Annotated in this window: 16 protein-coding genes and 1 pseudogene; 12 read left to right on the top strand and 5 right to left on the bottom strand. The window is 43.2% G+C overall.

The window, feature by feature from the left end:
* The first annotated feature begins 11 nt into the window (after positions 1 to 11).
* From ACED28_RS03870 to ylqF, 8 genes are all read left to right on the top strand, one after another.
* Positions 12 to 509, top strand: a complete 498-nt coding sequence (locus tag ACED28_RS03870; protein WP_009845433.1) for a hypothetical protein — start codon at positions 12 to 14, stop codon at positions 507 to 509.
* 114 nt (positions 510 to 623) lie between these two features.
* Positions 624 to 1,349 (top strand): molecular chaperone, encoded by a 726-nt coding sequence (locus ACED28_RS03865; RefSeq protein WP_009845434.1) that lies wholly within the window; start codon positions 624 to 626, stop codon positions 1,347 to 1,349.
* A 2-nt stretch (positions 1,350 to 1,351) separates the two neighbouring features.
* Positions 1,352 to 2,038, top strand: a complete 687-nt coding sequence (locus tag ACED28_RS03860; RefSeq protein WP_009845435.1) for a molecular chaperone — start codon at positions 1,352 to 1,354, stop codon at positions 2,036 to 2,038.
* Complete coding sequence (locus ACED28_RS03855; RefSeq protein ID WP_371709323.1) at positions 2,022 to 4,514, top strand: fimbria/pilus outer membrane usher protein; 2,493 nt, start codon at positions 2,022 to 2,024, stop codon at positions 4,512 to 4,514. Before ACED28_RS03860 ends, ACED28_RS03855 begins: the two co-directional genes overlap by 17 nt.
* Complete coding sequence (locus ACED28_RS03850) at positions 4,504 to 5,385, top strand: hypothetical protein (protein WP_371709322.1); 882 nt, start codon at positions 4,504 to 4,506, stop codon at positions 5,383 to 5,385. The genes ACED28_RS03855 and ACED28_RS03850 overlap by 11 nt, the downstream gene beginning before the upstream one ends.
* A 95-nt stretch (positions 5,386 to 5,480) precedes the next feature.
* The gene (locus ACED28_RS03845) at positions 5,481 to 6,164 is read left to right on the top strand and encodes a LuxR family transcriptional regulator (RefSeq protein ID WP_371709321.1); all 684 of its coding nucleotides are present in this window, start codon (positions 5,481 to 5,483) and stop codon (positions 6,162 to 6,164) included.
* Between the two features lie 396 nt (positions 6,165 to 6,560).
* Complete coding sequence (locus ACED28_RS03840) at positions 6,561 to 6,875, top strand: cytochrome c (RefSeq protein ID WP_009845439.1); 315 nt, start codon at positions 6,561 to 6,563, stop codon at positions 6,873 to 6,875.
* Positions 6,876 to 7,041: 166 nt separating this feature from the next.
* A complete protein-coding gene (gene ylqF, locus ACED28_RS03835; RefSeq protein WP_017069126.1) occupies positions 7,042 to 7,977 on the top strand; it encodes a ribosome biogenesis GTPase YlqF in 936 nt (311 codons plus the stop codon).
* Positions 7,978 to 8,162: 185 nt separating this feature from the next.
* Here the strand turns inward: ylqF and ACED28_RS03830 are convergent, their stop codons facing one another.
* On the bottom strand, positions 8,163 to 8,708 hold the full coding sequence (locus ACED28_RS03830; protein WP_009845441.1) for a GNAT family N-acetyltransferase: 546 nt from the start codon (positions 8,706 to 8,708) through the stop codon (positions 8,163 to 8,165).
* A 166-nt stretch (positions 8,709 to 8,874) separates the two neighbouring features.
* Between ACED28_RS03830 and ACED28_RS03825 the strand changes: the two genes are divergently transcribed.
* Together ACED28_RS03825 and ACED28_RS03820 are read left to right on the top strand one after the other, a co-directional pair.
* Positions 8,875 to 10,017, top strand: coding sequence for an acyl-CoA desaturase (locus tag ACED28_RS03825; protein ID WP_371709320.1), 1,143 nt, complete (start codon positions 8,875 to 8,877; stop codon positions 10,015 to 10,017).
* A 269-nt stretch (positions 10,018 to 10,286) separates the two neighbouring features.
* Complete coding sequence (locus ACED28_RS03820) at positions 10,287 to 10,577, top strand: putative quinol monooxygenase (protein ID WP_102250016.1); 291 nt, start codon at positions 10,287 to 10,289, stop codon at positions 10,575 to 10,577.
* 230 nt (positions 10,578 to 10,807) lie between these two features.
* On the opposite strand, the gene manA is transcribed toward ACED28_RS03820, so the two are convergent.
* From manA to mngA, 4 genes are all read right to left on the bottom strand, one after another.
* Complete coding sequence (manA, locus tag ACED28_RS03815) at positions 10,808 to 11,995, bottom strand: mannose-6-phosphate isomerase, class I (protein ID WP_371709319.1); 1,188 nt, start codon at positions 11,993 to 11,995, stop codon at positions 10,808 to 10,810.
* 2 nt (positions 11,996 to 11,997) lie between these two features.
* Positions 11,998 to 13,164, bottom strand: a complete 1,167-nt coding sequence (locus tag ACED28_RS03810; RefSeq protein ID WP_371709318.1) for a glycerate kinase — start codon at positions 13,162 to 13,164, stop codon at positions 11,998 to 12,000.
* 45 nt (positions 13,165 to 13,209) lie between these two features.
* A complete protein-coding gene (gene mngB / locus ACED28_RS03805) occupies positions 13,210 to 15,849 on the bottom strand; it encodes a mannosylglycerate hydrolase (RefSeq protein ID WP_371709317.1) in 2,640 nt (879 codons plus the stop codon).
* Between the two features lie 236 nt (positions 15,850 to 16,085).
* Positions 16,086 to 18,020 carry a PTS 2-O-a-mannosyl-D-glycerate transporter subunit IIABC gene (mngA, locus tag ACED28_RS03800; RefSeq protein ID WP_371709316.1) on the bottom strand — a complete coding sequence of 645 codons (1,935 nt, stop codon included), beginning with the start codon at positions 18,018 to 18,020 and terminating at the stop codon, positions 16,086 to 16,088.
* Between the two features lie 317 nt (positions 18,021 to 18,337).
* Here mngA and ACED28_RS03795 point away from each other — a divergent pair, with 317 nt between their 5' ends.
* Complete coding sequence (locus ACED28_RS03795) at positions 18,338 to 19,054, top strand: GntR family transcriptional regulator (protein WP_004731293.1); 717 nt, start codon at positions 18,338 to 18,340, stop codon at positions 19,052 to 19,054.
* A gap of 566 nt (positions 19,055 to 19,620) precedes the next feature.
* Positions 19,621 to 20,987 (top strand): annotated as a pseudogene (gene dcuC, locus ACED28_RS03790) (anaerobic C4-dicarboxylate transporter DcuC).
* Positions 20,988 to 21,082: the final 95 nt, after the last annotated feature.

The following is a 21,082-nucleotide window of genomic DNA, read 5'->3' as shown; positions in this document are numbered from 1 at the left end:
AGGAATTTCTAATGAAAAAGCTAACACTCTACGCAGCAACAGTCACAGCTATTTTTGGTGCTCAAGTTCAAGCCGCTCCTGGTGATGTCCAGCTAGTTGGTTTTGTTTCACCTGTATGTGAAGTTACTGGTCTTTCAACACAACTGATGGACTTTGGTAATGTATCTCAAATTCAAAACCTTTCTGTTAGTGGCCTTAACATGAAGTGTAATGACGTCGATGGTGCAACTGTAACACTGACGAGTGCTGAGGGTGGTCTAGAGTCCGATGATAGCGAAGACTACGCTCTTACATACGAAGCAACATTTAACCCTTCAGGCTTAGCTCCTTTCACGCTTAATGCGCCAGGAGGCCCAGGCCTAAATGACGTTTCAATCAGTAACTCTTATGGTGGTTCAGGAGTATTGGCGACTGGTGTTGCCGCGTCCATTGATATTGTGACAACAGAAACCTCCCCATGGGCAGGTGGTTATTCAGATACGTTAACCGTAAATATCACCTCAAATTAGAGGTTGAATAAGTCGGGGGCTATTATTTGGCCTCCGACTTCATCTAAGCCTTTGTTGTATTAAAACTTAACCTCAGTTGTATTACGACTCTAGTTTAATTTGGAGCTCATCGCGATGTATAAATGGATCATGCATAAATGGACTGTTCTCTTATTATTGTCACTCACTTGTTTGTCAGCTCATGCGTTCAAAGTAGAGCCGATGTCTATGGAGATGACGCCACTTGGTAAAAGAGCTCAAATGACAATGAGGGTTGAGAATTCGTCTACCGAACCACTCACAGTCGAACTGTCTCCAGTATTTATGACTATGAATGAATACGGAAAAGAGACCACGACGCCTGCAGATGACGAGCTATTAGTGATTCCAGTAACTGCAATTATAGAGCCTGGACGTTCGCAATCTATTATGGTCCGATATTTAGGCGATCCGTCCATTACAGAGTCAAAAGCTTTTCGTATTGCTGTTAAGCAAGTGAAAGTTCAAAGAGCAAGTAGCAACCAAGGGCAAGTGAGTCTGTTACTTCAGTTTAATACGCTTATCAACGTGCGACCTCAGAACACTGCCTCTCAACTAGAAATTAAAAGTATCGAACCAAATAACAAGAATAACAAATGGGTCCTTGAAGTACTGAACAGCGGTAATAGTTATGGTCGGTTAACCAATACGACATGGAAAATTTCTGACGGCAAAAAATCAACCTATTTAAAAGGCGTAGAAATCGCCAAACGTATTCCAGGAACGTTAGTTCTTCCCTATTCCACTCGTTTTTTCGAAATGCAGCCACTTGAAAATTACAATGTAGAGACGCTATCGATTGAAATCGAGCAGGATCAGTAGCAATGAGACGTTATATTTTTGGTGGGTTCATTTCTTGTTTTCTGTGTGCACAAGCGCTTGGCATAACACTGTTTCCAACCGTCATTGAACTCAATACCGATCACAGGGCAACATCGCAACTGGTTGTGACTAACAACTCAACGCGGGATCTCCCACTTGAAGCTAACGTTCGTCGTTTGAAATTCTTACCTGATGGTACGTTCCAAACATCAGATCTATCGAGTGAGGTGATGTTTGTGTTTCCACCTGCCGCTATGTTGGCACCCGGTGAACGTCAAGTATTCCGTATACAATGGTTGGGAAACCGCCAACTCGAAACTTCCCAAAGTTACTTTGTTCGTTTCAGTACCGTAAATATTGGTCAAAACAACGAAAAAATGGACAGCCCTACCAGTTTAACAACCGGTATCAATTTGCAAGTTCACTACAATGCGTTGTTGCACATTCACTCATCCTCGCTAGAGCCTGACGTGAACTTACATATAGATGAACAAGGAAAACTAACACTCACTAATTCAGGGTCGCGATTTACCTATACATCGTTACTTCATTTTAAGGGGCTCGAATCTCAGAACCAAAAGGTACATGAGGCTTTAGGTGAACAGTTTATTCCACCACGCTCGACTATTACTTTGCCTTCTTCTTTAAATTACTTACCAGTAGGCACTTATCATGGATATGAAAACTGAAACCTCTCACAAGATGTGGCAAGTTTTCTATGTCTTGGGATTAGTACTGTTTTATTGTGCCGCCTTAAGCCCTGTAGCTTGGGGCCAGGATATGGTATTGAACCCGACAGGACGCGACATTCAACTTACCTCTTTACTAAGGATAAGTGACACCATTCTTGGTGAAGCGGACATTATCATTACCGCAAACAACGAAATTCTTTTGCCAAAGGAAAGTACGCTGTCTCTCCTTTCGTCTGTCGTCACTCAAGAAGGTATTGGTAAGCTCCATGACACGACAGACGATGAGATGCTGTCGCAGCACCACTTTATGAGCGTAGGGCTGGGACTTAATTTCGACTTTTCTTCGTTGGAATGTATCGTGACGGTTCCGCCAGAATTTAGCTTAACCCAGCAACTCTCGATGAACGGCGCAGATGATTTTTATAACTATGCTGAGCCAAGTCTGTTAAGCGGATACGTTAACGTCGCCCTTTCCGCCAATGAGAGCCAATATGTCGATCAAAAATCGTCAAGGCAAGATCTTTATCGCAGTCAATTCGACTCTGCACTTAACATTGGTTTTTTCAATTTTGAATATGAATCCTATTTAGAAAATGGTTCATCGAAAAAGTCACAATATGTGAGAGAAGGAACTCGTCTTAATATTGACTTTGCACAGCAAGGTACACGACTTGTGCTCGGCGATATGTACAACAGTGGCCAATCTTTTCAGGACAGTACCGATATACTTGGTATTGGCTTAACTCGAGATTTCACACTGATTCCAACCAGAAATGCACGACCACGAGCCAATCAACCATTCACACTTCAAAGAGCCTCGAATGTCGATGTCTATATAGATGGGATTGCAGTCCAACGATTGACCTTAGGCGCTGGTAGCTACAACCTGAGTGATATACCTCTTGCGCAAGGTAGTAACGATATTGTACTCGTCATTACCGATCGTTCTGGGAATGAAGAGCGTATCGAGTTTTCTATTGCGACGGGTAACGACTTACTCAATAGCGGTGAGTTTGAATATAGCATTATGTATGGAGCACCCTCTGAACTCCAAAATGGACAATTAGAATACCTAACCGATGAGCGTATTTTCCATGGTTATGTTGATGTGGGGATTAACCCTTGGTTAACGTTAGGTACCAACTTTCAAACCCGTGAAGATTTATACCAATATGGTACTACCGCACTCATCGCTTCTAGATGGGGAGTCACTGAACTCAATGCTTCACGTAGCGAACATCCTGTATTAGGAAACGGCGATGCTTACAAATTTGCATTCGATGCGGAATTTTCCAGCAAGAATACACTGGCTCCACAACTGAGTGTTAGTTATGAGTATCTAAGCAACAATTTTACTGGTGTTGCTGGGTTTGACGCCTCCGATAAAGACATCAACTTAACCACTCATTATGCTTCTGCATTCGGTTCGATTTATCTAAGTCGATCATTACGTGCCGCCATGACAGTCAATTACCGTTTAGGAATAGACAAAGAGAACGACTATTGGCTAATTAGCCCGAGTTTATGGGACGGACTGTTTGATACTCACGCGACTTGGAGTGCCCGTGTTAGCTATCAAGATCACGCCAGTAAAGACGATGACATCAGCACTACGCTCACCATAAGTTGGCCTCTTAGCCGACAAACTCGTGTCGTCGGTCGTTACAGTACAGAGCTAAGAGAAGCCGCCTTAGATTACAGCTATCAGAATAATATAGGTAACACCGGAGGGATATCAGGCTTTGCGAGTGTCATTACGAATGAAGAAACGGACGCCGATATGGACGCTGGTATTAACTATACAGCAAACCGTTACGAATTGAGTGCCACCCATGCCTCGCGACTTGACGACATTAGTGGTGACACAAGAAACCACAGTACCGACGTGACCATCAGCAGTGCACTTGCGTTTGCAGGTTCATCGATAACGATCGGCAGACCAGTCCGAGAAGCATTCGCTATTGTCAGCAAGCACGAAAGCCTCGCAGAGAATGACGTGGCATTAGACCCAACAAAAGATGGAGAGTACGCACGCGTTTACCTTAACGGAGATGCCAGTGCCATGGTCCCTGATCTTGTTGCTTATAATAGCCAAGTCATCGGTTATGAGGTCGATAACTTACCACCGGGATATGATTTGGGGGATGGTGCTTTTTGGGTTAAGCCTGATTACAAGCGGGGCTTCCAACTACAAATTGGTTCCGATGCGGTCTTAACCGTGATTGGTAAGCTATACGACCGTCAAAGTAACAATCCAATTTCACTTGTCGCTGGTGTAGCACATTACCTTGGTGAAGCTAAACAGTTACCGATTGACTTCTTTACCAATCGGAGTGGCATATTTGCGATATCTGGGTTAAAGCCAGGGAAATATCAACTGATTCTTGACACTAAAGGACAAGAGTCAGCCGTCATTACTCTCAGCGAGCGCAGTGACAACTTGATCAGACTAGGAGATGTGTATGTGGATTAAACAACTTCGGTGGGGAGGATGGTTCCTCATCGCCATAAATTCTGTATCCTCTGTATTAGCATGTGAAGCTAGTGCATTGACGATTCAACCCGTCTCATCCGAGTCGCAATACGACGTGTTCAACACAGGTACTTACGCAACAATTAATACTTATAGGATCGATGCGAATATAATTGGCGAAGACTGTAAATTGAGTTTGGTTCTACAACTTAATGATACTAGTCGGACGTTAAAAGGGGTAAACCAAGACAAACTCAACTTCGAGTGGAGTGGACAAGTGGGTGTGCCAATCGCCAATCAGTGGCATGTATCATTAACCGACAGTCAACCTTCAACAACCATACAAATGCGTTTCCCAAGCAAACAGTGGCTAGCGTCAGGAACCTACCGGGGGCTTTTAGAAGTGTCGCCCTCTTATACCTCAGACAACCAACAAATAGAGATTAGCCCTAGCTCACTCCCAGTATCTGTTACCGTGCCACCAGCTGCAAAAGTTCACTTTTATGGGTTAACTCAACAGCATTATGACCTTGATCTAGGAACATTATATTCAAACAAGATTATTCGTTCTGCACCGAACCTATGGGTGCAAAGTAATACAGCGTATACCATCGTATTGGAATCATCCCATCAAGGGATGCTACGTCATGAATCTGATGAGACAAAATGGGATATTCCATACGAACTTTCCCTAGATAACGATAGAGTAAACCTCGGTCAACTTGATGCAAAAATTCAGCGTATTTCGGCTACGATCGGTCAACCTATTCCTTTGAGTTTTGTAATTGGGGAAACAGAGAACAAACCGGGAGGAATATATGACGATACATTACAAATTTCTATAGAACCCCTCCTTTCACAGCAGCCTTAAATATGTAATTATATAAATCCTGAGATATGCAACGCAATTATATAAAACCCAGTATCATATAATCACAACACGATTTGTCAGTTTCGGAGTAAAGTATGCATAACAGTAAAAATAATTTAAAGCACATGCTCCTAATTGGCGATAACGGTATAAATAACCAGTTTATTCAACGAGAAATAGAGAAATACAGTGACTTTTGTTTTAGTCGCGAATGTATTTCAGGTATTGAACGTTCGAATCATCGCAAGACGTTTGATGTCATTCTCATTAGTTACTTACTCTTAGCTGACATCAAAGATGTTTACATCACCTTATCAAAAGTAGAGTCCAACAAATGGGTAATCTATGACGTTCCCTCTGATATTACCGGACAGAGTATTACCGTAATGCAACTATTCAACATGTTTAATATAAAGGGCATAATCTATCAAGATGCTCCTGTAGAACACCTTACACGTTGCTTGAAAACGGTTTGTGATGACGACCTATGGTTACCGAGGAAGTTAATGTCGCATATTTTATCCAATGCGCGCTCCCAAACATTCAAGTCACAGGTAATATTATCTACCCTTACAAAAAGAGAAGCTCAAATATTTAAACGAGTTATCAGAGGAGATACAAATTTAGAGATATCAAGTGAATTATTTATTTCAGAAAGTACAGTAAAAACGCATGTATATAATATATATAAAAAAATAAACGTAACCAACCGAAAAGAAGCAATAAGAAAAGAAAATTTTATCAATAGTTTAGAGACTATTATACAACCAGGCATGTAGTTAATATTTGAGTCACAAATATAGAGACACTGGATTGCAGTTATTTTTACAACAGATCGTATTATAATTTAGGCCCTTGAAAAGGTGATCTTCTATTATCCCCCTCCGTCATAAAATCACAGTTAGACTGAACAACGAAGTTTAAATCATATCACCAGTGACTTAATTACATTCTGCCCTCTAAGGTACGAATAGAATTTTTGAACTCACAAAACATCACTTCTTAAGCCCTCTACTCGCCTAACAGAACGAAGTCAGTTGTAACTGTCAACACTATTAGCTTCTAAAATATCTAAAGCATAAAGCATCTAAAGCATCTAAAGCATCTAAAGCAATTCGGACTTGAGCTTCCCCTTAGGGTAAGCTTTATTGTTATGTTTTTACCGGAGCAAAAGCATGACTTACCGTTCCTTCACTTTACTATTACTCACTCTTTCCCCTAGCCTTCATGCCTCTAATTTTGGCGATCCTGAACTGGGTAAAATGAAGTCACCAAGTTGCATTTTCTGTCATAACCCCACGGGTGAAACAAGTAACACTGCTTACCCAAAACTTTCTGGCCAAGATTCAACTTACCTCTATAACACAATGAAAGCTTACCAAAACGGTGATAGACAAGGCGCTTACGCTGAGATGATGCAAACACAACTGAGTAAACTCAATGATCAAGACTTGAAAGATATTGCGGCTTTTTATGCTTCACAACAGTAATGGATTTCACCTTCATTAGATCAGTCTAAGTTAAATAAACATCACTAAGTCGCCTATACTTCAAGCAAACTCACTGAGCTCATTGAAGGTCGGGAGAGATATACCTTTACACGTATCATCCAACCCTTACAATGTGCAGCAAATATATTTATCAAGGTTTATCTCTATGTCTATTCAATGGTTTCCGGGTCACATGCATAAAGCCCGTAAAGAAATCGAAGAAGTTATCCCACAGGTTGATGTGATCATCGAAGTACTGGACGCTCGTATCCCGTTCAGTAGTGAAAACCCAATGATCTCTTCACTGCGCGGCGATAAGCCTTGTGTAAAAGTGTTGAACAAACGTGACCTTGCGGATCCTGAACTTACTCAGCGTTGGATTGAACACTTCGAGAAAGAGCAAGGCGTTAAAGCGATTGCGATTACTACTAGCGCTAAAGAAGAAGTTAACCACGTTATGGAGCTAGTACGTAAACTGGCACCGCACCGTGAACAAATGGGTAAGAACATTCGTACAATGATCATGGGCATCCCGAACGTGGGTAAATCGACCATCATCAACTGTTTAGCGGGACGTACGATCGCGGTTACTGGTAACCAACCTGCGGTAACTCGTCGTCAACAACGTATCAATCTACAAAATGGCGTGATCCTTTCAGATACTCCTGGAATCCTATGGCCTAAAGTAGAAAACCCACACAGTGGCTTCCGCTTGGCTGCAACAGGCGCTGTAAAAGATACGGCAATGGAATACGATGAAGTGGCATTCTACACAGTCGAGTACCTTGCAAAGCAATACCCTAATCTTTTGCAAGAACGCTACCAAATTGAAGAGCTTCCAGAGTCTGACATCGAATTGATGGAAGCGATTGGTCGTAAGCGTGGCGCACTTCGTGCAGGTGGTCATATAGACATTCACAAATGTTCTGAAATCCTACTTCATGAACTGCGTAATGGTACTTTAGGTAAAGTAACGTTAGAGCTACCAGAAATGATCACACAAGAGCTGATCGAAGTTGAAGAAGCGGCTGCGCTGAAAGCCGAACAACAGATTAAGAAAAAAGAAGAGCGTCGTAAGCGTTACTTGAAGAACAAGCGTTAATCTCTCTTCGTTTTAAGAAAAAATCACTTGGTGCGACTAAACGCCAAATAATTAAAACGTCTACTCTAATCAAAAAAGCCCCGAACAATTTAATGCTCGGGGCTTTTTGGTTTGTTCTTCAGCTTTAAAGCAACTTCAGTAAGAGGCAGCTGTTGAGCAAGGAACCATTATTCAACTTGAAGTGACTAAGAATACACAATGCTTGCTGTTTTCTGTTCAAGTTCAACGGGAGAGCTCCAAGAAATCACCTTCTCATTCACTTGACTTCCACATGGTGCATTCCAAACTTGCTCTAGCTCTTCTTTACCACCAATCGCTTGATAAAAAGCAATCGCTTGGTGATTTTCAGACATCACCTCTAGGTACAGACCTGAATCCGAATAGTATTGCTGCAACCACTTCGATAATTCAGACAATAAACGCTTACCAACACCACGACCGCGATAGGCATTATCTACATGTAACGCATCGATGAACGTGCCACGCTCAAAGTTGTGATTACCAAACGCGCAGACGAAACCAACCAGTAAACCGCCCTCTTCAAGCAATAAAACATGTTGGTTAAAAGGAGGGTTAATCAAACGAGTCTGCCAAATAACAGATCTGTCCTCCAAAACATCATTTTCTAAGTAATCATCAGCAAGAATGCCACGATAATATAGCTTCCAGCTATCCGCGTGTAATTGGGCAATCCGCTCATAATCTTTATATTCAGCTACCTTAATTTCCATTTATTAGCCCTTAGTACTTCCATTTATGACTTGCTACTACATTTCACACTACCTTTATACAATATTTAAGCAAAACATACTAATACACGTTTACACTTTCAATATTGACTTACACGTGTACGCTGATATTCTAGCGCACAGATGTAAGCTCAATGGAAATTTGCTAATGAATAGTGCCGACAAACAATCTACAAAAAAGCCGCCATTAATCTGGCTCAATATTTTTGTATTCTCTTTTAGTATGCTGCTTGCTGTTGTTGCGGCTCCCGTTTATGGCTACTTTTTTGGCTATGGTATGGAGCACTGGATATGGCTAGCAATCTGTTTTACGTTCTGTAACCTTTCAATCACAACGGGTTATCACCGCTTATGGTCTCATAAAGCGTTTGAAGCGCATTCGAACCTAAGATTTTTATTTGCATTAGGTGGCGCATTTGCCCTGCAGAACAGCGCGTTACACTGGTCTTCTGATCACCGTGTGCATCATAAGCACGTGGATAACAATGACAAAGACCCGTACTCTGCAAAACGCGGCTTTTGGTACTCGCACATTGGTTGGATGATTCGTAACTACAGTACCTCAATGTACGAAAACTATGAAAACTGTCGTGACCTGAAGAAAGATAAGATCGTAATGTGGCAGCACAAGCACTATGTTCTTCTGGCGTTGATCATGAACTTCGGTGTTCCTATTGCATTGGGCGTGATTTACGGTGACGTGATTGGCATGTTGTTAATCGTAGGTGCGGTTCGTTTGGTACTTAACCACCACACAACATTCTTCATTAACTCTCTTGCCCACATCTGGGGTAACCAACCTTTTACCGACAAAAACACGGCCCGTGATAACGGTGTGTTAGCAGTACTCACTTTTGGCGAAGGCTACCACAACTTCCACCACATCTTTGAGAACGATTACCGCAACGGCATCTACTGGTGGCAATACGATCCTACAAAATGGTTGATCAAGAGTGCTTCTTTGATGGGATTGGCAAGCAAGCTTAAGAAAACCCCTCAAGCTCGTATCGAAAAAGCAGAAGCATCAATGTTACTTAAACGCACGCAGCAAAAGATCATGCATCGTGCCGACAAACAACAAATCGCAGACAAACTTCAACAAGAATTCGATGCTCTAGTATCAAACATGAACGAGTATTACGAAGTCAAAAAGCAGCTACTTGAAAGCAAACGCGAAGATGTTGTGAAGAAGTACGAACACTCTCTACTTAAAGTTCGTTACCAACAAATCAAAATGAATTTTGAGCAACAGAAAAAAAATTGGGCAATGACAGTGGAACAGTATGCTTAAGATAGAACAATATACTTAAGGCAGGATAGTCCGCTTAATGCACCAGTAACGACACTGCTTAACTCTTATTTGAAGCCCTCATATTACTATGAGGGCTTTTTTATGAGCGTAACCTATTTGCCATTAGCCATTAGCCATTAGCCAAATACTCTCAAGTCTAAATTATGGGCTTCAAGAACCATAGTTATTGGATTCCAGAACTCTTTCTTCAATCTGAATTTATAACTATATTACTTTAACTTACTGAGTTTAGACCTAAGGAATTGAAAATGAGCAAACTGACTATTATTGCAACAATCGTCTCTAAAGAAGATAAGATTGAGTTAGTTAAATCAGAGATGATTAAATTGATCGATAGAACCCGTGTTGAAGACGGTTGTATAAACTACGACTTACACCAAGATAACAGTAACCCTGCTCACTTCGTTTTTCATGAGAACTGGGAGTCTGAAGCTCACCTAGAGAAACACTTAGCGAGCCAACACATCGCTGAGTACATGGCTGCGACTGAAGACTGTATCGAAACCTTTGTGCTTAATAAAATGACGCACATTGCCTAACCAGTCACTCAGTACTGATTCAATAAAAGCCCTGCTCTGATCGCAGGGTTTATCTTTTGTACACACTTATATCTGCTCATTCTACTTATAAAAAAACCCGCAAGAGTAGCGGGTATGGTCAATAATTAATGCTGTCAAAAACAGATAAGTAACAACCATCAATCCAATATTGAGTACCACTTTACAGTGGCACTCTGACATTTCTTTTGCTGATCGCTAGCACGGGGGCACTAGTTAAAAGCACGAGCCAAAATGCCATTCCCTTGATATTGGTAAACACTTGAATTACTACTTACAAAGACCGATTCTCCGGGTTTAAGAGAAACTGACCGTCCTTCTGAAGTGACGGTCGCCTCTCCTTCCACACAGAACAAGATCTCCGCGCTACGTAAATACTGTGACTTGCTCTCATCAGTCGCAGACAAGATATCAAATCCAAAGTCATCCACAGGAATCGGATAGCTCATCTTGCCCTCTTTCAATACAGGCTTAAGACGAATATCTTCTGGCTTAATCGGCTCAAAGATCGTGTTATCGATAAGTTCAGGAACGTCTATGTATTTGGGTGTAAGACCGGCGCGCAGCACATTGTCTGAGTTTGCCATGATCTCTAAACCCGTACCTTGCACATAAGCGTGAGGTGTTTCTGCGAACAGGAACATCGCTTCACCGGGCGCCAGTTCAACCGTGTTGAGCATCAATGGGGCAAACAAACCAATATCACCCGGATAGTGCTGTTTGAATTCAATGCTGTATTGCAGAGCTTCACGCCCCATGACCGTTTTAGCTGGTCGCGCATGTGCAGCATAAAGCTCATTAAGCGCAGACGCTTTGCGGTCACCTTCAAGAGACATAATTGCGCTAAAGAAAGACTTCAGAGAATCACTGTCGGCATTGGCTTTAAGTACATTAAGCTCAATCGCTAACGAACGAATATCTGCTTCTTCGAACAAGGCAATAATATCGTCGATTGGACGAAAGCCATTCATCGCTTTGTAGAAGGTCAACGCATAAACCAACTCAGGCTTGTGGTTTGGATCTTTGTAATTACGATTTGACGCATTCAAAGGGATACCAAGTGCATTCTCTCGCTCAAAACCTAATTCAGATTTACGCTTATTCGGATGAACCTGAATCGACAACGGTGTTTCAGCTGCTAATACCTTAAATAAGAAAGGTAGTTCACCGAAACGTGCCGCCGTGTACCCACCTAAGACATCGATTCTATTTTCATCAATCATGTGAGAAAGCGGCTCACCGGTATCGCCTACTTTTGAGCAACCATTAGGATGAGCACCCATCCAAATTTCTGCTTGAGGTTCTTGGTTTGGGTTCACAATACCAAACAGTTGGTTAATGGAGTCTTTGCTTCCCCATGCGTAGTTTTGAATAACGTTGTCGAGTTTAAATAGAGACATAATTACTTCTCATTAAAAATCTGGCTGCCAAGCTTGAGCGTGCCGGCGATATTACGGGCAGTACGAGTCAGGTTTTGATTCGCTTCTAATAAAACTTGGTCTAAAGACTGAGGTGAACGTACAGTTCCAAATAAGCTAGACATTGAACCGTAAAGCTTTTCAACGTCTTGCCCCAAAGAGCCCGCAATTCCTATCGTTGGAATATTCAGCTTTTGAGCTCGCTGAGCGATACCGAAAGGTGTTTTACCTTGCAGGGTTTGGTTGTCCATCTGCCCCTCTCCAGTCACGACCAGTGAAGCACCGTCAAGAACCTTATCTGCACCCAAGGCATCTAGTACCATCTCAATACCCGCTTTAATTTGGATATTGAATGCAAGACTTAACCCCAGTGGTGTACCACCAGCCGCACCAAAACCAGCTGTGTCTCGATGATTAATACCCGTACGCGCTTGAGCGATATCGGCAAAGTGTCCGATCGCAGTATCAAGTTGTTCAACTTGAGCTTGTGAAGCCCCTTTTTGAGGGCCAAACACGGCACTGGCTCCGCTTTCGCCACACAGTGGATTATTCACATCACACGCGACCACGAACGTCACTTCTTTGCATCTAGGGTGTAGTCCATCAAGATTGATGCTTGCTAACTGGCTTAACTCGGCTCCGCCACCAGATAGCTCGTTGCCTTGCTTGTCGAATAACTTGCCTCCCAACGCTTGTAAAATGCCAGCACCCGCGTCATTGGTGGCACTACCGCCCAGACCAATGATGATCTGTTCCACGCCTTTATCTAACGCATCTTTGATCAGCAACCCTGTGCCGTAAGATGATGCTGTGAGAGGTGATCTTTCTTCTACGGTTAATCGATCTAAGCCCGAAGCTTGGGCAAACTCTACCAAGGCAGCGTTTACGCTTTTTCCATCAACCTGTTGTACAAGTGAAGCCCAGTAAGCCGTGCATTCACGTCCGATTGGATCCGTCGTTTGCAGCCCTTGCTTCTTACCATTGAGCGCGTCTAACAACACGTCTACCGTGCCTTCTCCGCCATCGGCGAGTGGCATTTTCACAAACTCTGCATGAGGGAAAACGTCAGCAAATCCACGCTCAATACAAGACGCAACTTGATGAGCGTCGAGTGATTCTTTAAATGAATCGGGGGCAATTACAATTTTCATTGTCGTTCACCATTCCCGCCCATCAAGGTGAGCGGGTGATTGAAATTAGAATTTGATTTGGAATGTTTTTGCTTGGCAAGATGCCAACTGGCCGAAGTCTTCAGATGCTACATCACCTTCGCGTACTCGCTCGTCCATGCTTGTCTCTTTCCAGCTTGAAACTGCTTGAGTGAAAGAGATTGAATCCGATACTGAACCCGTTTCTGCTGGGTTGTAGACACGCATGATCAACGCATCTTCGTCTTCAGCTTTCTTAAGCACACTTAGAACCGCACCTGCTTGTTGCTTCGATAGCAAACTGAAGCTCATTGGTAGATTTTGCTCGCCCACATTCAGCTTCATCGCGTTGTAAGGGATCTTGTTGTAGCATTCGATTTGAGTGACATTGTCACGTGCTTGCGCCATGATGTTCGCGTCAATGTGGTTACCAGAGAAACCACACAGCGTGAATTCACACATTAACTTGCCGCGCACTTGTGAATCTGGTGTCGGGATCTTGATACCTGAAGGACGACCTGGACGAAGCAATAGCTCTTCTTTACCTAACACGCCAATACCGCGGAATAGTGTCAGTGCGAAGGTATCTCGGTTTTCGTCACCTTGAGATGCAATCACTTCAAATTCACGTAGACCATTCGACATAATAGCCATGCCCGCTTTGCCGTTTTCTAGCGCTGCAAAGTTCATTAACTGATACACAGGAACTGGCGCTTCTTTCCACTTCTCTTCTTCCCAAACCGCCATAGCAGGGTCATTGGTCGGGCGAGTAATACAACCGAACTGGTTATCTGCAACGACAGTTTCAGAGACAAATGGTGTTGGTACTAATACACGAACACGGTGGTCGTCGGCTTGGTTGTCTAATTCCATGCGGACTTCGATGCGGCGAGAGCCTTGTTTCAATACCACTTGGCATTGCGCTTCAACAAAACCATTTTGACCCGTGCGTTCTTCACGCTCTGCAAGGTTTGCAGGCACGTTCATGCGGAAAGCGATGTTCGCTACCGATTGGAAGCCTTGGTGGTCAATCGATGTTTCCACTGGGAATTCGTCTGAATACAGTAACCATTCTTGACGAGATGGAGAATAATCGTACTCATCGCCGTCATCAGAACCGTCTTCTAAACGAAGCACTTGGTCGAATACTTGCTCTGTCTCTTTATCGAAAATAGTCAGAGTACCGTTGTCGTTTACATTGATTCGGTAGTATTCGTTCTCTAGCAAGTATTCTTTCTGCTCAGCAACTTTAACTGCGCCCTTCTCGTTACCTTGAATGTGTAACGTGGTGAAGCCCATTGCTGGTACAGTGCGTTTGATTTGAATATCAAACTCCATGAACGGGTCGTAGTTACCGTAGTGAACGATTTGACGGTCTACTTTACCTGGGTCAATTTGGCGCTTGTCTTGGATGAAGTACTCAACTGGGTTTTCGTTTTCATCAAAGATAGAAAATTCTTGAGCACGGATAGTGATGGTTGTGTTCACCACTTCTTCACGCTCGTACGGAGAAAGGTTAAACATCGCCAATTTGTCGCAACCTTCGCGATCCGGCATGTGGTCGACAATCTTACGCTTGTAGAAATGAATCAGGTTTGTCGCCATATCGTCCGCAAGGATGTAGCGGTTTAGGATCTCAGCGTGAACCTTGTCAGAACAACAGCAACCAATCGAGTCGTGAGCGTGGTTCTTCATGCTCTCTTTCCACATTTTCTCAATCAAACCGTGGTGGTACTCAAAGCCTAATGTCCAAGCGATAGACGCTAGCGGTTCTAAGATATTTACAATCTTGTTTTCGATTTCTGCGTGGATCAGTTTGATGTCCATACGCGTAGAAGAGATCGTACGGTGAACACGCATGTATTTACCGTCGTTGAACTCGCCTTTGATTGTGTCGAGTTGGTCGCGCGCCGCTTCTACTTTCTCGAACACTTCTTCGTAACGGCTCATTGAGAATTCACGATCTGGGTAGATTTCGCGAAGCTTGTCCATTACTTCAAAGATGTCTTTTTGAATCGGCATTTGGTCGTGGCCATTCGGTAGCAAGATATCTTTAGTCACAGATGGCTTTTCTAGCACTGGGAAGTACTTATCTAGACGAGCACGCAAGCCTTCTTCATCTTGAGGAAGGTATTTACCAATCGCGTAACCCAGCGGAAGTACTTGCGCAGTCACTTCACTGCCATCGTTTGATTGCCATAAGAACTCTGTTTTGTTGGTGCCATGACGCTCTGAACAACCACGCCAGAACATTGCACGTGTAATGTCAAAGCCGTTATAGATCATCGGCAGCTGAGAGCTCATGCTGAATGAATCTGGTAGGTAACCGATCTTCATTGCATCGCCAAATTTCATACAGTCGCGAATGCCATACATCATGTTACGTACAATTGACTCACCAGAAACTTGCATTGTGTCGGTTTGAGAGTACCAAGGGCCAATAATTAGCTTGCCCGCTTCAACCAATGCTTTTACGCGTTCTGTGTTCTCTGGTTTGATCGCGAAGTAATCTTCTAGAACGGCTGTTTGACCATCTAGAACGTAGTATTTGTATTCTGGATCGCTCTCCAGACGGTTCATGATTTCTTCCATGTTGTTCACTAGAAGAATACGAGACTCTTCTGTTGTGAAATACCATTCACGATCCCAGTGCATGTGTGGAGTAATATGTACGCGTGATGTAGTCATAATCATTTACCTAAATGTGTCGCTTCGAGTAAATCTTAAATTCGAGCTCAAATACGACTAAATTAAAGTTTTTCAAGGGGTTAAAATTGGCTGCCACTAAATTTAGGGTGCAGAAAACCACGCCCAGAATCTGTGAGAATAAAACCGTTAGGAGCACAGGTATTTAGGACAGCCAGTTGTTTGTTATTTTTTATATATTGATTTCGCAGTGAGTTAGCAGCTAACTCAAAATTCAGTTAGTTCTGTGTTGCAGTACTTGCTTCAAACTTACCCTTTTTTACAGCGTGACCACGCCACATCAGAAGAGTAATGGTTGAAATCACTGTGCCGACAATGGCAGCACCGAACCAGATTGCAGCAGCAGAGAATGCGCCCAAACCAGAATCGTGTAACAAGAAGATAGAGAAGATACCCGCACCCGGAGTCGATAGACCAATACCTGCCGCGCCCACCATTGCACCTGTAACCACAGAGCCTAGTAAGAATGAACCGATTACACGGATTGGATCTTCAATCGCCATTGGGATTGCACCTTCAGTAATACCCGCTAGGCCAAGTAGCCAAGTTGATTTACCCGTTTCAATCTCAAAGTCTTTGAATAAGCGTGGAGCAATCATGGTTGAAGCCGTTACGGTGAACGCTGATACCATTTTTACTGAACCAAAGATTGCGTATGGGCCATAAACACCGTTCGCCATTGCACCTAAACAGAATGCGTAAGCGGCTTTGTTTACCGGACCACCTAAGTCGAATGATACAAACAGACCTAGAATCGCACCCAATAACAATGCATTGGTGCCTGACATACCGTTCAGCCAATCCGTCAGACCTTGGTTTAGGAACGCTACAGGTTTACCGATAACAAACAGCATCAAGCTACCTGCCACCAAAGTACCGATTACAGGGTAAAGGTAGAAAGTGAGGAAGCCGTTAAACGCAGGGCCTAAGCGAACATGCTCTTTCACCCAACGCATCACGTAACCCGCAATCAAACCGCCAACAACACCGCCAAGGAAACCAGAGCCAATGATGTTTGCTGCAATACCCGCGGCAAAGCCAGGACCAAGTGCCGGTTTATCTGCTAATGAATACGCTGTGTAAGCCGCCAGTACTGGCACCATCAATGTACCCAGTAGGCCGCCACCTAGTTTGCGATACATCCATAGCCAAGAATCTTTTGTTGCGTAGAGCTCTTGCAGGTCAAAAATTTGCGCGATAAGAACAGCAACCGCAAGAACAGTACCACCGGCAACGATAAGAGGAACCGCGTAAGAAATACCAGAAAGCAGTGCTTGTTTAAGCTCAGTTTTCAACGGAAGTTTCTTCGGTTTGTCGTCGGTAGCAACTTTACGTTCTGCACCGTTACCTTTTTTCGACTCTTCAATCGCTTCATTAAGAATGCGTTCACCGTGCTTAATCGGTTCTGCAACTGGGGTTTCAACACGAGGAATGCCATTAAAGCGCTCAGATTCTTTAATCGCAACTTCAGCAGCAAACACACACGCTACAGCATTGTTAAGTTGTTCCGCAGTTAAACGATCTTCAATACCGTTTGCGCCCTGCTTTTCAACATGAACCTTGTAGCCAAGCTTTTTGCCGGCTTTTTCTAGGTATTCTGCCGCCATATAAGTATGAGCAATACCTGCAGGGCAAGCAGTAACGCATACAATTGTCGGCGCATTTGTATCTAAGTTGTCTTGTTTTTCTTCTTGTTGATTGTCGCCATCAAGAAGCGCAAAGATTTCTTCAGCCGTTGTCGCTTTTAATACCGCTTCGCGAACATCGTCGTCAACCAATGTAGTTGTCAATGCAGTGAGCAGATGCATGTGGGTAGAACCCGCTTCTGCATTTGGAATCGCAATTAGGAAGATAACATTTACATCTTCGTCTTCATCCAAGCCTTTCCATTTCATATCTTCTTTAAGCGTTGCTACAGCGAAGCCAGCTTCTTTAACCGCGTCAGTCTTGCCATGCGGTACTGCTAGGCCTTCGCCAAGCGCTGTCGGGCCTTGCTCTTCACGAGCAAATACTGCATCAAGATACTCTTGCTTGTCATGCAGTTTGCCTTGCTGATCCAGTTGGTCAGCAAGTGCGTAAATCGCTTCTTCTCGACTGCTAAACGTGGTTTGCAGATTTACGAGCGACTTATTCGTTAGAGTAGTAAGTTTCATAACCTTTGTCCCATAGTCACGGATTAGTACGACAGTCGTCCCTGCCGACGAGAGGAATAATACAACTTCAAGACATTTAATCCGTGATCACGATCTCACCAATACACATTTGTATTTAATTTGTATTTAAATAGTATTGGCAAATCCTTTAAGAAAGCTTGTTATGTATCGTTTAATTTGTATTATATGTACTACAAAACGCCGATACGACGCTCACACTAACCTTTAAAGCAAGGCTTATATAGAGCAAATTTACGTATTTAAGGTACAGGTTGTTAATCAAAGTCTAGTTGTTCTAGCGCACAAATGAGGCAAAAATGGCAAGACTCCCTATGTATCGCCAAATCGCAGATGCAATAAGAGAAAAGATCAGTTCTGGTGAATATAAAGTTGGAGAAGCACTCCCAACGGAAGCGCAATTGCGTGAAGTATTCTCGGTAAGCCGTGTGACGGTTAGGCAAGCGTTGAAACTACTGATCGAAAACGATGAGCTTGAAAGCGTTCAAGGCAGCGGCACTTACGTCAAAGAGAACAAGATCAATTACGACATCTACAAACAGTCGAGCTTTCAAGAAAAATGGGCGCATTTGGATGTGGTTACACACAGTGACGTTCTGGCCTTTGAAATGAAGCCGTGTTCTTTGGCGATGTCTGAGCATTTAGATATCAAAGAAGGCGAATTGGTTTTCTACGTAAAGCGTGTTCGTTTCATAGACAACAATCCAATCACGGTTGAAGAAACTTGGTTACCTGTTGCCCTATTCCCAGATCTCACCTATCAAGTGATGCAGACATCAAAGTACGACTTTATTGAGAACACCAAAGGCATGGTGATTGATAGAAGTGAGCAAGAATTGGTGCCGATTCTTCCGCCTGAAGATGTTGCGAAACAGCTAGGTATTGACCCAGCTCAGCCTATCATTGAAAAACGTACTCGTGGTTACCTTGCCAATAACACGGTGTTTGAATACAGCCGTAACTACTTCACGTCTAACGATTACCGATTTACTTTGGTCGCAAGACGCCAAAGGTAAGCAATACTATAGGCTTTGGTTTACCTAAACGAATGCACCAAAGAAGCTCTTCCACACTTAGAGCTTCTTTTACCTTTAATACCAAATCACACACCAGATACGCGTTGTGTGATTTGATCACCGAGAATTAAATCTCCCTCCAGGCTTCAACGCGTAGTGCTCGATAGCATTAAAACCACTCTAAAACATCATAAGGCTGCAACACTTTGATTGTGCTCCCCACATCAAATCGCCCGTTCGTCTCTTGCCCCATATAACTCTATTTTTCTCGCTATTATCACCATTTGCACATCAACGGCTAAAGTTATCCAACCCTTCCTGTCATATGAAACTAAAACAAGCAAAGGTGATCCAAGTTATATTCTAGGGAGTCACAAAATTTGTTTATTAACATCCAAACAACAGTGGTTAATCAATATTTACAACCACAATTAACATCGAAAAAAATGTTTGTCTTAGATCATACCAACCTCAACTATGCCTCGTGCCACAGTGCAGTTTTCTGTACATTCATTGTCATATTCTGAAACACTTTCTTATATTTTTTAAACTTTGTGGAGATTTCTATGTTAGAGCTCTTGATCGGATTAGTAATTACCATCGCTGTTGGTTACTTTATTGTGAAAGGCTATAAAGCGGCAGGCGTATTACTAACTGCTGGCCTTGCCCTACTTCTTATTACTGGCCTTATTGGTCACACAGTCTTACCAGCTAAGGTCGCTTCAACAGGTAACATGGTTACCGACTCACTCGAATTTGTTAAGTACATGCTTCAGTACCGTGGAGGCGGCCTAGGCATGCAAATCATGCTTCTTTGTGGTTTTGCTTCTTACATGACGCACATTGGTGCTAACAACGTAGTAGTGAAACAGTTCTCTAAACCGCTTGCTGCTATTAAATCTCCCTATGTACTTCTTGTTGCGGCTTACATCGTAGCGTGTCTAATGTCTCTAGCAGTAAGTTCTGCAACAGGCCTTGGTGTGTTACTGATGGCGACACTATTCCCAATGATGACGGCGATGGGTATTTCACGCCCAGCAGCGGTTGCCGTTTGTGCATCACCTGCAGCAATCATTCTTTCACCAACCTCTGGTGATGTGGTTATCGCAGCTGAAAAATCAGGTATGTCTCTTGATGTGTTTGCTGTTCAAACAGTATTGCCTGTTTCTATCTGTGCAATCATCGTGATGGCTGGCGCGGCTTTCTTCTGGAACAAATATCTAGATAAGAAAGAAAACACGCCAATGGAAAAGTAGACGTATCTGAAATCGAAACAACGGCACCGGCTTTCTACGCGGCACTGCCATTCCTACCTATCATCGGTGTTTTCATATTCAACGGTCGTACGATTCCCGGGCTTTCACTTGATATCTACACCATTGTCGTAGGTTCTATCTTCGTGGGTGCAGTTATCGATTACGTTGTTAAGAAGTTTGACGGCGAGAAAACATTAGAAGACTTAGATTCTTGCTACCAAGGCATGGCTGACGCGTTCAAAGGCGTAGTAATGTTGTTGGTTGCGGCGGGCGTATTTGCTCAAGGTCTAATGTCTATCGGTGCAATTGATAACCTAATCGGTCTTGCTGAATCGGCAGGCGCAGGCGGTATCGCATTAATGCTTATCCTAACAGGTTTAACGGTTGCTGCAGCTATCGCGACAGGTTCTGGTAACGCGCCTTTCTATGCATTCGTAGAACTGGCTCCATCACTAGCGGCGAAAATGGGCTTGAACCCAGCGTTCCTAATCATCCCTATGCTTCAAGCATCTAACCTAGGCCGTACCATTTCTCCAGTATCTGGCGTAATTGTTGCGACATCGGGTATGGGTAAAATCAGCCCGTTTGAAGTTGTAAAACGTACTTCTGTTCCAGTAATCTGTGGTCTTATCACGGTTATCTTTGGTACGCTGGTATTGGTTCCAATGGCAGCTTAACTTAAAGAAACACTCTATCTAGACTGATACAAGCTAAGATAGAGATGCCGATATAAAATGCCCTAACAAAAAGGCGCTGAACTTAATAAGTTCAG

Origin of the sequence: Vibrio sp. 1F253 (assembly GCF_041439295.1) — a bacterium.
Taxonomy (GTDB): Bacteria; Pseudomonadota; Gammaproteobacteria; order Enterobacterales; family Vibrionaceae; genus Vibrio; species Vibrio tasmaniensis_A.
This window is presented reverse-complemented; position numbering and strand designations above follow the sequence as displayed.